The sequence below is a fragment of the Streptomyces callyspongiae genome, from assembly GCF_047200695.1.
In the GTDB taxonomy this organism is placed as follows: domain Bacteria; phylum Actinomycetota; class Actinomycetes; order Streptomycetales; family Streptomycetaceae; genus Streptomyces.
On record NZ_JBJZOM010000006.1, the window covers coordinates 217,493 to 230,608 of the forward strand.

At 71.0% G+C, this 13,116-nt stretch carries 11 protein-coding genes and 2 pseudogenes; 5 read left to right on the top strand and 8 right to left on the bottom strand.

Translation table 11 applies throughout. The features are described 5' to 3' along the window. Positions 1 to 6: 6 nt before the first annotated feature. From ACL06G_RS07945 to xseA, 3 genes are all read right to left on the bottom strand, one after another. Positions 7 to 600: a malonic semialdehyde reductase gene (locus tag ACL06G_RS07945; protein ID WP_412784590.1), complete on the bottom strand. Its 594-nt coding sequence runs from the start codon at positions 598 to 600 to the stop codon at positions 7 to 9. 111 nt (positions 601 to 711) lie between these two features. Next, positions 712 to 987, bottom strand: coding sequence for an exodeoxyribonuclease VII small subunit (locus ACL06G_RS07950; RefSeq protein ID WP_412784591.1), 276 nt, complete (start codon positions 985 to 987; stop codon positions 712 to 714). A gap of 9 nt (positions 988 to 996) precedes the next feature. Further along, positions 997 to 2,238 carry an exodeoxyribonuclease VII large subunit gene (gene xseA, locus ACL06G_RS07955; protein WP_412784592.1) on the bottom strand — a complete coding sequence of 414 codons (1,242 nt, stop codon included), beginning with the start codon at positions 2,236 to 2,238 and terminating at the stop codon, positions 997 to 999. A gap of 50 nt (positions 2,239 to 2,288) precedes the next feature. On the opposite strand from xseA, the gene ACL06G_RS07960 reads away from it, so the two are divergent. Further along, positions 2,289 to 3,272, top strand: coding sequence for a 4-hydroxy-3-methylbut-2-enyl diphosphate reductase (locus ACL06G_RS07960; RefSeq protein WP_412784593.1), 984 nt, complete (start codon positions 2,289 to 2,291; stop codon positions 3,270 to 3,272). 58 nt (positions 3,273 to 3,330) lie between these two features. On the opposite strand, the gene ACL06G_RS07965 is transcribed toward ACL06G_RS07960, so the two are convergent. Further along, on the bottom strand, positions 3,331 to 3,912 hold the full coding sequence (locus ACL06G_RS07965) for a DUF6542 domain-containing protein (RefSeq protein WP_412835629.1): 582 nt from the start codon (positions 3,910 to 3,912) through the stop codon (positions 3,331 to 3,333). A 290-nt stretch (positions 3,913 to 4,202) separates the two neighbouring features. Here ACL06G_RS07965 and ychF point away from each other — a divergent pair, with 290 nt between their 5' ends. Next, complete coding sequence (gene ychF, locus ACL06G_RS07970) at positions 4,203 to 5,291, top strand: redox-regulated ATPase YchF (protein WP_412784595.1); 1,089 nt, start codon at positions 4,203 to 4,205, stop codon at positions 5,289 to 5,291. A 1,081-nt stretch (positions 5,292 to 6,372) separates the two neighbouring features. Here the strand turns inward: ychF and ACL06G_RS07975 are convergent. Further along, entirely contained in the window at positions 6,373 to 6,540 is a 168-nt protein-coding gene (locus tag ACL06G_RS07975) for a hypothetical protein (RefSeq protein WP_412784596.1), read from the bottom strand. Positions 6,541 to 6,877: 337 nt separating this feature from the next. Here ACL06G_RS07975 and ACL06G_RS07980 point away from each other — a divergent pair, with 337 nt between their 5' ends. Then, the gene (locus ACL06G_RS07980) at positions 6,878 to 7,708 is read left to right on the top strand and encodes an alpha/beta fold hydrolase (protein WP_412784597.1); all 831 of its coding nucleotides are present in this window, start codon (positions 6,878 to 6,880) and stop codon (positions 7,706 to 7,708) included. A 124-nt stretch (positions 7,709 to 7,832) separates the two neighbouring features. Here ACL06G_RS07980 and ACL06G_RS07985 read toward each other — a convergent pair whose 3' ends face one another. Both ACL06G_RS07985 and ACL06G_RS21590 read right to left on the bottom strand, forming a co-directional pair. Next, positions 7,833 to 8,096 (bottom strand): type II toxin-antitoxin system RelE family toxin, encoded by a 264-nt coding sequence (locus ACL06G_RS07985; protein ID WP_412784598.1) that lies wholly within the window; start codon positions 8,094 to 8,096, stop codon positions 7,833 to 7,835. Beyond that, positions 8,089 to 8,196: pseudogene (locus ACL06G_RS21590) on the bottom strand (type II toxin-antitoxin system Phd/YefM family antitoxin); the annotation flags it as partial. The gene ACL06G_RS07985 and the pseudogene ACL06G_RS21590, both read right to left, overlap by 8 nt. A gap of 169 nt (positions 8,197 to 8,365) precedes the next feature. Between ACL06G_RS21590 and ACL06G_RS07990 the strand changes: the two are divergent. Then, positions 8,366 to 9,699, top strand: a pseudogene (locus ACL06G_RS07990) (ATP-binding protein). Positions 9,700 to 9,842: 143 nt separating this feature from the next. Further along, a complete protein-coding gene (locus tag ACL06G_RS07995) occupies positions 9,843 to 12,725 on the top strand; it encodes an AfsR/SARP family transcriptional regulator (protein WP_412835630.1) in 2,883 nt (960 codons plus the stop codon). Positions 12,726 to 12,762: 37 nt separating this feature from the next. Here ACL06G_RS07995 and ACL06G_RS08000 read toward each other — a convergent pair whose 3' ends face one another. Next, positions 12,763 to 13,113, bottom strand: coding sequence for a WhiB family transcriptional regulator (locus tag ACL06G_RS08000; protein ID WP_412784600.1), 351 nt, complete (start codon positions 13,111 to 13,113; stop codon positions 12,763 to 12,765). Positions 13,114 to 13,116 lie beyond the last annotated feature (3 nt).

Consider the following 13,116-nt stretch of genomic DNA (forward strand, 5'->3'; position numbering starts at 1 on the left):
GGCCGCTCAGAGCGTGGTGATCGCCTCGTCCGCGGAGAGGCGCGGGCCCCGCGGCTTGTAGGCGCCCTCGCCGGGGCGGCCGATGTTCACGACCATGAGTGACTTCTGACGGCCGTCGCCGAAGAACTCCTTGTCCACACCCGCCTTGTCGAAGCCGGTCATCGGGCCGGCCGCGAGGCCGGCGGCGCGGATGCCGAGCAGGAAGTAGCCGGCCTGGAGAGCCGCGTTGAAGGTGCCGGCGCTCTCCCGTGCCGCCTCCTCGGCGAACACGCCGTCCTTGAGCCCCGGGACGGCGGGGAAGAGCTCCGGGAGCCGCTCGTGGAAGTCCAGGTCGACGGAGAGGACGGCCGTCAGCGGCGCCGTCGCCGTCTTGGGCCGGTTGCCCTCAGCCATGTGCGCGACCAGCCGCTCCCTGGCTTCGGGGCTGCGCACCAGGGTGATCCGCATCGGCGACTGGTTGAAGGCGGTGGGAGCCAGCTTCACGAGGTCGTAGACGGCGGCGATCTGCTCCTCGGTCACCGGTTCGTCGGTGAAGGTGCCGGCCGTGTGGGCCTCGCGGAAGAGCAGGTCCTGGGCCGCGGTGTCGAGGACGAGGGTCATGGCGGGCTGCCTTCCGTGGACGGGGCGCCGGCTGCTCACCGGCCGATCTGCGGCGCCACCCTAGAGACCTCTTGAAGCTTCAATCAACCACGGGGCCCTCCGCCTCCGGCGTCACCCCTCCCCGTCGGCGTCCTCGGCGGACTCGGCGTCCTCGATGTCGTCGGCCCCCTCGACCCCCTCGGCCCCCTCGGCTTCGAGGACCGCGTCGAGCCGGGCGCGGGCACCCTCCAGCCATTCCCGGCAGACCCGCGCCAGCTCCTCGCCCCTCTCCCACAGGGCCAGCGACTCCTCGAGCGTCGAGCCGCCCGCCTCCAGGCGCTGCACCACCTCGACCAGTTCGCCGCGCGCCTGCTCGTAGCTCAGCGGGGACTCCTCCGTCTGCGTCATGCCCCCAGGCTAGGCGCCGCCGCCGACACCGTCGCCCAGGGCCGCGCCGTCCACCGTGACGCCGAAACCGCCCTCCGCGACTCGGGCGTGCAGCTCCTCCCCCGGGGCCACGTCGGCGGCCCGGCGCACCACTTTGCCGTCCGCGCGCTGCAGCACGGCGTACCCCCGCTCCAGCGTCGCCGCGGGGGACAGCGCGAGGACCCGGGCGCGCGTGTGCGCCAGGGAGTCCTCCGCCCGGTCCAGCAGGTGCCCGAAACACCGCCGTGCCCGCCCGGCGAGCATCGCGACGTCCTCCTCGCGGTCCTCCAGCAGGACGTGGGGGTCCGCCATGACCGGCCGGCTCCGCACCGCGGCGAGGCCGCGCTCCTCACGCTCGATCACGGCCGCCATCACCCGGCGGGACCGCTCCAGCACCGCACGGACACGCTCGTGCTCCTCCTCCACGTCCGGCACCGTCCGCTTCGCGGCATCGGTCGGGGTGGACGCCCGCAGATCGGCCACCAGGTCGAGCAGGGGTGCGTCGCGCTCGTGACCGATCGCCGACACCACCGGGGTACGGCAGGCCGCGACCGCACGCACCAGACTCTCGTCGGAGAACGGCAGCAGGTCCTCCAGGCTCCCGCCACCTCGCGCCACGATGATCAGATCGACGCCGGGCTCGGCATCCAGCGCCCGCACCGCCTCCGTCACCTGCGGCACGGCGTGCACGCCCTGCACCGCCACCTGCCGCACGTCGAAGCGGACCGCGGGCCAGCGCAGCGCGGCGTTCCGCAGCACGTCGCGCTCGGCGTCCGAGGCCCGGCCGGTCACCAGCCCGATGCACCGGGGCAGGAAGGGCAACGGGCGCTTGCGGTCCGCGTCGAACAGGCCCTCGGCACCCAGCGCGCGCTTCAGGCGCTCCAGCCGCACCAGCAGCTCCCCGACCCCCACCGGCCGTATGTCGGCGGCACGCAGCGAGAGCGTGCCCCGCGGCGCGTACCAGGACGGCTTGCCGTGCACCACCACGCGCGCGCCCTGGGTGACCGTGTCCGCGACCCGGTCGAAGACGTCGGGCGGGCACACCACCGACAGCGAGACCTCCTGCGAGGGGTCACGCAGCGTCAGGTACACCCAGCTCTGCCGCGAACGGCGGTTGAGCTGCGTGATCTGGCCCTCCACCCATACCGCGCCGAGCCGGTGGACCCACTGCCCGATGAGCTGCGAGATCCTCCCGACCGTCACCGGGGCCTCGGCCGTCGTCTGCAAAGCCATGCGGACGAGGCTACGAGGTGGCGCCGACAACCCGCCCGTACGATGGGGCCATGACTGCAACGCCTGCCCGCAACCGCCGCGTCCTGCTCGCCGCCCCCCGTGGGTACTGCGCCGGTGTGGACCGCGCCGTCATCGCCGTCGAGAAGGCCCTGGAGCAGTACGGGGCACCGATCTACGTACGCCACGAGATCGTCCACAACAAGTACGTCGTGCAGACGCTCGAGAAGAAGGGCGCGATCTTCGTCGAGGAGACCGAAGAGGTGCCGGAGGGCGAGATCGTGATCTTCTCGGCCCACGGTGTCGCGCCGGAGGTCCACCGCGAGGCCGAGCGCGGCAAGCTCGCCACCATCGACGCCACCTGCCCCCTGGTCACCAAGGTGCACAAGGAGGCCGTCCGGTACGCCGAACAGGACTACGACATCCTCCTCATCGGGCACGAGGGCCACGAGGAGGTCATCGGCACCAGCGGAGAGGCGCCGGAGCACATCACGCTGGTGGACGGGCCCGAGGACGTCGGCAACGTCGAGGTGCGCGACCCCGACAAGGTCGTCTGGCTGTCGCAGACCACCCTCTCGGTGGACGAGACGATGGAGACGGTCGACGCACTCCAGGGCCGCTACCCCAACCTGCTGAGCCCGCCCAGCGACGACATCTGCTACGCCACGCAGAACCGCCAGACCGCCATCAAGAAGGTGGCCGCCGAGTCCGACCTCGTGCTGATCGTCGGTTCGAAGAACTCCTCCAACTCGGTACGGCTGGTGGAGACCGCGCTCGCCCACGGCGCGAAGGACGGGCACCTCGTGGACAACGCGGACGAGATCGACGAGGCCTGGCTGGACGGTGTCACCACGGTGGGCCTCTCCTCCGGCGCCTCGGTGCCGGACGTCCTCGTGGACGGCGTCCTGGAGTGGCTGCGGGAACGCGGCTGGGAGGACGTCGAACTGGTGCAGCCGGTCGAGGAGCACATGCAGTTCTCGCTCCCCAAGGAGCTGCGCAGGGACCTGCGGAGCGAGGCGGCCGGCCGGGCCGGCTGAGCCTCTTCCGTCGCCGCCCGGGCAGGGCGGGCCGTGCCGGAGCAGTACGTGCGGTGCGTCAGCCGGTCCGGGCGCGGCGGACACCGCTCCGGTCGGGCGCCCTCCCGGCCCCGGCGGCGCCCCTGCCGCCCGCACCGGCCGTGCGTGCCGTGCGGCCGGCCCGGCGGCGGCGCAGGACGTGGCACACCCGCCGCGCCAGCACGATCAGGCCGGCGAGCAGGGTGCCGCCGTACAGCCAGGCGGCCTGCAGCGACAGGCCCGTGAACAGGCCCATCAGCAGACCCGTGAAGCCGCCCGAGCCCGGGCTGACGAACAGCAGTCCCGCGGTGAACGCGGGCGGGGCGGCGACGGGCGCCGCGTAGAGGTCCTGCTGCCGCACCCAGCAGGCCATCGCCGTGCTGACCATCACGAAGCAGATGCCGTAGCTCGCGCGGTGGGCGTCGAGCAGCAGGGCGTCCAGTGCCCCCAGCAGCATCATCAGCAGCGCCGCGAGCACCCCGACCCCCAAGGCCGTGAGGCGGGGCCTGGGCAGCCGGGCGGCGAACCGGGCGAGTTCCGACCGGGCCGGGCGCGCGGGGCCGGGTCCGTACGGCCTGCCGGTTCCTCGCGGGGCGGCGGGGCCGTCTCCCCCGCCCCGCACGTCTCGTCCCCCTGCCGTCGCTGCCGGACGGAAGGGCCACGGCCGCCTCACGGCGGGCCTGCGCGCACTCTGCTGCTCCACTGCACCAACGTAGGCCGCCGCGGGCCGGAAAACCCGGCATGAACACGCACGGGTACGACTTCGTCACCCCGTTCGACGATCGAGTGACGGTGCCGTGGACGCGGAGGCACGGACGGCGTCCGTGGGGGCGGAGCGGCGCCCGTAGACTGGTGGACCGGCCCGCACGCCGCCGGGCCGCACCACCAGCCACCGCTACGGGAAGTCGCCACGTGTCGCTCACGATCGGAATCGTCGGCCTGCCGAACGTCGGCAAGTCGACCCTGTTCAACGCCCTGACCAAGAACGACGTCCTGGCGGCCAACTACCCGTTCGCCACCATCGACCCGCACGTCGGTGTCGTGGGCCTCCCCGACGCGCGGCTGGACAGGCTGGCCGAGCTGTTCTCCTCGCAGAAGGTCATTCCGGCCAACGTCGACTTCGTCGACATCGCGGGCATCGTCCGCGGCGCGAGCAAGGGCGAGGGGCTGGGCAACCAGTTCCTGCACAACATCCGTGAGTCCGACGCGATCTGCCAGGTCATCCGCGCCTTCGAGGACGAGAACGTGGTCCACGTGGACGGCAAGGTGGCACCCGGCGACGACATCGAGACGATCAACACCGAGCTGATCCTCGCGGACCTGCAGACCATCGAGAAGGTGCTGCCGCGGCTGGAGAAGGAAGCCCGGGTCAAGAAGGACAAGCAGCCGCTGGTCAAGGCCGTCAAGGAGGCGCAGGAGATCCTGGAGGACGGGCGCACCCTGTTCTCCGCCGGGATCCGCCAGGGCACCGAGGCGGCAGAGGCGCTGCACGAGCTGCACCTGCTGACGACGAAGCCGTTCATCTACGTCTTCAACGTCGACGAGGACGAGCTGACCGACGAGGCGTTCAAGGAGGAGCAGCGCGCGCTGGTCGCCCCGGCCGAGGCGGTCTTCCTCAACGCCAAGCTGGAGGCGGAGCTCGCCGAGCTCGACGACGAGGACGCGCTCGAACTGCTGCAGTCCGTCGGCCAGGAGGAGCCGGGACTCGCCACGCTGGCGCGGGTCGGCTTCGACACGCTGGGCCTGCAGACCTACCTGACGGCCGGACCGAAGGAGTCCCGGGCCTGGACGGTGAAGAAGGGCGCCACCGCTCCCGAGGCGGCCGGTGTGATCCACACCGACTTCCAGAAGGGCTTCATCAAGGCCGAGGTCATCTCCTTCGAGGAGCTGGTGGAGGCCGGCTCCGTCGCCGAGGCCCGCGCCAAGGGCCGGGCCCGCATGGAGGGCAAGGACTACGTCATGCAGGACGGCGACGTGGTGGAGTTCCGCTTCAACGTGTGAGCGGCGCGTGCAGGGCGACCTGACCCGCGGCGGGCGGCTGCACGGCTTGCGCCCGCAGGGAGTCTGCAAAGGTGGTGTGGGCATGGATGTTGAGCGTCGTGGCCGCGTTGGTGTGCCACCCTGCGGCCCCGTGACGAGCCGCCCCTCCTGCCCGGCCACAGGGAAATCTTCCAGGTGGGCGTTCACTGCGTCGACCGCCGTTCCCGGCAGCGGAGCCGTGCGGTGGGGACCGACAATCTTCGGCGGACGGACGTACTCCCCGTATCCAACCGTGTGCTGAGCCTGCTGCTCGACTGAGACGGCGGCGTGGAGCCCACCGAGGACCTGCATGCGATGTGCCGCCCTGCGTGCGCCAGGTTCAGGTCCGGCTTCCACCATGGAGCGGAGAAGGAAACGTGCATCTTCTACGAACTCGCGCTGCACCGGTGGCTGTGGCCCTCGGGACGGGCCTGCTGCTCGACCTGGTGGGCCCGGCCGCCGAAAAGGCATCTACGCGATAAATGCAAGCAGCCCACACACGACGGCTACGACGGCACTCAGATCAGCTACCCAAGAAAGAGTCACGCGACGCTCTACACCTGCAGCGCCACGACTCCTACTCCTGCCACGCTTCACAGCCGCATTGACTTCCTCCACAGCTCGCCCTGAAGATCCGATAAAGTGATCCAATACAGAGCCGCCGAAAGCAGTAGCTGTCAGCTCGACGGAAGCAGCCGTTGTCACCTTGAGCGTACCGGTTCCATCTAGCTCAACTCGACGAACGCAGGCATACGGAACAACATAGGTCATGAGTGGGTTGGCGATTTTGATAGCCGCTCCCTGGAGGAGAATGTGCGATCGAGATATTCGCCACACGAGAGCCATTCCAGCCGAGCAAGCGCCTGCTACAGATAGTGCATCACCGTCCAAGCCTTGCGTCAAACGAACAATAGCAGCGACAACGAAGCCCACTAGCGGAAGTCCGCAAAGCCAGGCAAGAATAAGGGAGGACTTCCTCCTGAGAATCTTTGTCTTAGCTTTCCCCTTTGCCATTCACACACCTCGCTCTCGGCGCCGAAGAAGATGCACATATTAGCAGCCTCTAGAATAGCCGAACATGGCGCCAGCTCTTGCCCCACCAGCGCCGCAGAAGCAACTGCTGCACCGACAGCGATGCAGGTCCCGACTGAGACAACGACACAGGCGAAAAAGCCCCAATTGTCAGACCGGTCTTCATGTTTTCCCAGTTATCGACCTTGTCGTAGGTCATCGGCAACCGTGTCGAGCTCCGGTTCGTCCAGCGACGCCGTCCGCGTCCGGAAAACGGCCCCATCGGGCCGGGCGACATAGATCAGGCCGCCGCCGTTCGAGCCGATGACCAGGCCTTGGGCCGGTGCCTCAACCGCCGCCGCACTGTCGACGAATGGGGCGCGGAGGCTCGGTACGTGTTCGGCGTGCGGCACCTCCCCTGCGTCCTTACCGTGGCAGGAAGGACACCATGTCGCTGCGTGTCCGTCGGGCGGGAGCCCGGAGAGAACGAGCGGACTCGCCGACGTCGGGGGCGGTTGCGCGGCGGACTGCTCGCACTCTCGGCGGAGGTAAGCATCATGCGAACGGTGACCACTCCTGACGGCACGCGCCTCTTCTACAAGGACTGGGGTCCGCGGGAGGCGACTCCGCTCGTCTTCCATCACGGTTGGCCGCTGAGCGCGGACGACTGGGACACCCAGATGCTGTACTTCCTCTCCTACGGCTACCGCGTGATCGCACACGACCGCCGGGGCCACGGACGGTCCGACCAGGCGTCGACCGGGCACGACATGGACACCTACGCCGACGACATGGCCGCCCTGGCCAGTGCCCTGGACCTGCGGGACGCCGTGCACATCGGGCATTCGACGGGCGGCGGCGAGGTCACCCGCTACGTGGCGCGGGCGGAGCCCGGGCGGGTGGCCAAGGCCGTCCTGATCAGCGCCGTGCCTCCGGTCATGGTGAAGAAGGACAGCAATCCCGAGGGCCTGCCCCGCGAGGTGTTCGACGGACTCCGGACGGCGCTGGCCGCCAACCGTGCGCAGTTCTACCTCGAGGTGCCCTCCGGGCCGTTCTACAACTTCGACCGCCCGGGAGTGGAGACGGTGCAGGGGCTGATCGACAACTGGTGGCGGCAGGGCATGATGGGCGCCGCCAACGCCCACTACGAGTGCATCGAGGCCTTCTCGGAGACCGACTTCACCGAGGACCTGAAGAAGATCGACATCCCGGTCCTCGTGATGCACGGCACCGAGGACCAGGTCGTGCCCTACGCGGACGCGGGCCCGAAGTCGGCCGAGCTGCTGCGCAACGGCACCCTCAAGACGTACGAGGGGTACCCCCACGGCATGCACTCGGCCCACGCGGACGTCCTCAACCCGGACCTGCTCGCCTTCCTGAAGTCCTGACCCTGCTGCGGAGCACCGCTCGGCGGGTCGGCGGGTCGGCGGAAGGTTCGGACGGCGACCTGCTCCGGCTGGGGGCGGTGCCACCCGGGCGTGGATTCCGACCACCTCCGATTCTCGCGCAGGATCAGGTGTCGCAGACGGTGGAACCACGCCCGACCTGCACGACCCGCACCACCAGTGCGCCTTTGTCGACCGTGCAGATGACGCGGTAGTCACCCACGCGCAGGCGACGGCATTCGGGACGGGACACGAGTGCCGTGGTGCGGAAACCGAGCGGATCACTCTCCAGCTCGGTCGGCTTCACCAGGATGCGGAGCGCCATGTCGCGGGGGATCCTGCGAAGCTCGTCCTGAGCCTCGGGGCGGGAGACGGTGCGGTACTCACTCACTGCGTTCCAGCGTCTCCCTCATGACCTCCTCGCATCGCGCGGAACGTCGGGGCGCCGGATCGGCCATGCGTTCATCGATGATCCGGTGGATCTCGCGCTCTCCATCAAAGGTAGATTCAATCTACGTAAGATGGGACCTACGTTTGTCCGGCAACGGAGGTTCGCAGGTAAGCGATTTCAAGGGCAGGACGCTGGACCTGGAACGTCTGGAGCACCGGTTCGATCCGGTGAAGAACGGCACGGTGAGCACGCGTGGCCAGGCAGTGATCATGACGGGGCGGCGACGCGTGGGGAAGTCCCGGCTCGCTCAGGAGTTCTGCGACCGGTCGGAGGTGCCGTACACGGTTTTCCAGGCCACCCGGGGACGCAACCCCGTGGCCGAGCGGTCGGACTTCTCCGCCGCACTGGCCCAGTCCTCGCTCCCCGGAGCCGATCTGGTGGCCGGACTGCATACGGGCGACTGGAACCAGGCGCTGCGGTCCCTGGCTCTCGCGCTGCCCGACGACGCCCCGAGCATCGCGGTGATCGACGAAGTGCCGTGGCTGGTGGAGCAGGACCGCGAGTTCGAGGGCGCACTGCAGACGGTTTGGGACCGGCACCTGTCGGCCAAGCCGGTGCTGCTGATCCTGGTCGGCAGTGACATCTCGGTGAGGGAGGCGCTGCAGACCCATGATCGCCCGTTCTTCGGGAGGGCGGCGAAGTTGACCGTCGATCCATTGCACCTGGGGGATGTGCAGGCTGCCACGCGCCTGGGGCTGCGGAAGCGATGGACGCCCTACTGATCACCGGGGGGTTTCCGGAGATCGTCCAGTCGTGGCGGCCCGGGACGAGCCGCAGGGAGTTCCTGGCCGAGTCCATGAAGCATCCCCTTTCGCCCCTGCTGGTGACCGGTGAGCTGTCGCTGCTGGGCGAGTTCCCCGAGGCCTCGCATGCCCGGGCCGTGCTCGAGGCCGTGGGCGCCGGCGAGCGAACCTTCTCCACCATCGCCGCCCGGGCAGGCGGTGCAGGCGCACTGCCCTCCGGGATACTGACCCCACTGCTGAACATGCTTCTGGCCAAACGGGTGCTGGCCGCCGACCTCCCCCTGTCCACCAAGTCCGATCGCAAGAACAGGCGCTACCGCATCGCCGACCCGTACCTGCGGTTCTGGCTGGCCTTTCTGCACCGTGGGCTGCCGCTGATCGAGCGCGGCCGGGGCGACGTGGCGCTGGAACGCATCGAGCGCGGCTGGACCAGTTGGCGCGGGCGCGCGGTGGAACCGATCGTCCGGGAGGCGCTGCTTCGTTTGCTCCCCAACGAGAGGTGGCCGGACACAGAGGCGGTCGGCGGCTGGTGGAACCGGCAGAACAACCCGGAGATCGACCTGGTCGGCGCCGACCGGGAACCGGTGGCCGGAGGGGTGCACTTCCTCGGTTCCGTCAAGTGGCTCCAGGACCAGCCCTTCCACCGCCACGACTACGAGGCTCTGGTGCGCAACCTGCTCGCCGTCCCGGGCGCGGCGGAGGAGACTCCGCTCGTCGCGGTCTCCCGCAGCGGGCTCGCCGACGATGTGCCGCTGGCGGCCCGCTGGGGGCCGGAAGACCTCGTACGGGCCTGGCAGTGACCCGGACGGACGCCCCCAGGACCCCAACTCCCCTTCAAGGACTGCGATGCGGCCCCTGCGGGATTCCCGGCGAACCCCTGTGCGGTTCCGCGGCCCGCCATTAGGCTGACCGCCGACCACCGAGTTGCCGCGGAGGCACACACATGGGGGAGTCTGCGTTCGGTGTGCTGGGACCGCTCCGGGTGCGGTCGGCGGGGGAAACGGTCCCCGTCGGCGGCCCCAAGCCCCGGGCGGTGCTGGCCACTCTGCTGCTGCAGCCGGGCGGGTTCGTCTCGCTCGACGTGCTGACCGAGGTCCTGTGGCCCGGCGGGGCTCCGCGTTCGGCGGTCGCCAATGTCCGGACCTACGTGCGTGCCCTGCGACGGTCCCTGGCCGCTGCGGGGGTGCCCACCGACGGGCTGTGCACCCGGCCGTCGGGGTACACGCTCGACGTGCCGCCGGAGGAGCTGGACATGCTGCTCTTCGAGCAGCGTCTGGCGCGGGCCCGCGCGGACCGGGACGCCGGGGACGACACGGCCGCGTTGCGCGGATACGAGTCGGCTCTCGCCCTGTGGCGCGGCAGTGTGCTGCAGGACGTGCCCTCCAGCGTGGTGTGGGACCCGGTGATCACCACCGTGGAGGAGCTGCGGTCCGCCGCCGTCGACGAGTGCCTCCAATTACGCCTGCAGCTGGGGGACTACGCACCCGTCGTCGCCGAGCTGCGCAGCCGGCTGGCCGAGGATCCGCTCCGTGAGGACCTGTGGCAGATGCTGGTGCGGGCGCTGCACGGCTCCGGCCGGAACGCGGAGGCCCGGTCGGCGTACGCCAGGGCCGAGCAGGTCCTCGCGGCGGAACTCGGTGTGGAGCCGGGCGCTGCGCTGCGGGCCACCGGCGAGGAGGTGAACGGGTACGTGCGGCGGCGGGCCCGCAAGCTCGGGCCGGTGTGCCAACTGCCTATGGACGTACCGGATTTCACGGGCCGCACCGAGGAGATCGCGGGCCTGGAGCGGTTGTTGTCGACCGCGGGACGGCAGCCGGTCGTCGCGGTGCTGTCCGGTGCGCCGGGTTCCGGCAAGTCCACCCTGGCGGTGCACGTGGCGCACCGGGTGCGGGAGGCCTTCCCCGACGGGCAGCTCTTCGTCGATCTCGGCGGCATGAGCGACCGGCCGCGCGACCCGTCCGACGTGCTGGCCGAGATGCTCCGCGGCCTGGGTGTCATCGACAGCTCCGTGCCCGCCGAACTGAGCGAGCGGGCCGCGCTGTTCCGTTCCCGGCTGGCGCAGCGGCGCCTCCTCATCGTCCTCGACGACGCTGCGGGGGCGGCGCAGGTCCGGCCGCTGCTGCCGGGAACGGGCGGTTCGGCGGTGCTGGTGAGCTCGCGCCGTCGTGTCCCGGGGCTGCCCGCGCACGCCCACCCGCTGGGGGTGATGAAACGGGACGAGGCGCGCGCGCTCTTCGCCGCGATCGTGGGCCCGGAGCGGCTGCGGGGCGAGGAGGTCGACTCCGATCGGGTGCTGACGGCCTGCGGCTCGCTGCCTCTGGCGGTGAGGATCGCCGGCGCGCGCATGGCGAACCGGCCGGGGTGGACCGCCGGGGCTCTGGCGGACTTCCTGCACGACGAGCGCGGGCGCCTCGACCAGCTGCAGGCGGGCGAGATGGAGGTGCGGGCGAGCGCGGAGCTGAGCTACCGCCATCTTCCGGAGGCCGCGGCGGCGGCGTTCCGTGCGTTCGGGCGGCTCGCGGACGAGCCGGTGTCCGGCTGGCTCCTGGCCGTGGCGATGGGCCGGGCGGAGGAGGCCGCCGCCGGGTTGGAGGTGCTCCTGGACGAGCATCTGGTGGAGGTGGTGGGGGCCGACCGGCTCGGCGGGCGCTACCGGATGCACGACCTGCTGCGCTGCTACGCCCGGGAACGCGGCGAGGCGGACGGGGACGAGGCGCACCGCCGGCGGCAGGTGCAGGTGGTCGACAGTCTGATCGCGCTCGCCCGGCGCGCCAATGCCGCGATGCCCACGCGGTTCCTGGGTGTGCTGGGCGAGGAGGCGCCGGTGACGGGACCGGCGGCGGCCGTCGCGCCGGCGGTGGCCGAGAGGCCGGTGGAGTGGTTCGAGAGCGAGCGCCGCATCCTCGTTGCCGCGGTGGAGTCCGCGGTGGCCCTCGGGCAGGTCCCGCGGGCCGCGGATCTCGCGATCGAGCTGGCGAGCTTCTTCGACATGCGCGGCTACTACGACGACTGGCTGCGTACGCATCGGCTGGTCCTGGAGGCGCTGCCGGCTTCCTCGGGGGCGCGGGCCGCTGCACTGCTCCGCAATCTGGGGCAGTTGCACCTGTACCAGGACCGGTACGGCGACGCCCTCGCGGCCTTCGAGCGGGCACGCGCGGTCTTCGCCGGTCTCGGGCACCGCCACGGCGAGGCCGTGTCCGCGCTGGGAACCGGCTCGGTCCACCGGGTGACCGGTGAACTCGACGCGGCTCTCGACGCGTTCGACGACGCGTTGCGGTGTTTCGGAACGGCCGAGGACCGGCACGGCGAAGCGGTCGCGCACAACGCCCTGGCCTCGGTGTGGCTGGAGCGGAACGATCCGGAGTCGGCGGCGCCGTGGCTCGACGGCGCGCTCGCGCTGTCCCGGGAGGTGGGCGACCGGCACCGGGAGGCGCAGGTGCTGCGGCGGCTCGCGGTGCTGCACGAGCTGCGCGGCGACCCGGGTGGGGCGCAGGCGGAACTGGATCGGGCGCTGGCCATCTTCGACGACCTCGCGGACACGCACTGCGCCGCCTACGTGCAGCAGAGCATCGGGGAGCTGTGCCTGCGGCAGGGCAGGGCGGGAGAGGCGTCGGCGCTGCTGGCGGGGGCACTCGTGGTGCAGCGGCAACTGGGCGACCGGCGCGCGGAGGCACGGGTCGCCTGTCTGCTGGGGGAGCTGCACCACGCGACCGGCCGGAAGCAGACGGCGCGCCGGTACTTCCACAGTTCGCTCTCGACCTGGCGGCGCCTCGAGGTGCGCGATCAGGCCGAGTTGGTGAACGCGAAGCTGCTGTCGCTGCGATGACCCCCGGGACGCCGGAGGGCCGGACGGCGCGCCCGGGTCAGGCGATGCGCCGCTCCTGAGCGTCGCCGGCGGCGGCGCGGCGGCGGCGTGCGAGGACGACGCGACGCTCGGCGGCCGTCAGACCGCCCCAGACACCGTACGGTTCGGGCTGGAGCAGGGCGTGTTCCCGGCAGTCGACGAGCACCGGGCAGCGGGCGCACATGCGTTTCGCCTCCTGCTCCCGTGCGAGGCGCGCCGCGGTGGGCTCCTTCGAGGGGGCGAAGAAGAGTCCCGCTTCGTCCCGGTGGCAGACCGCCTCGGCGTGCCAGGGGCCCGCGTCGTCGTCACGGGTGGACACCCGGGGTGGGGGGACGGCGGCCTGCACGGACTGATGCGGCGTTCGCAGCACGGT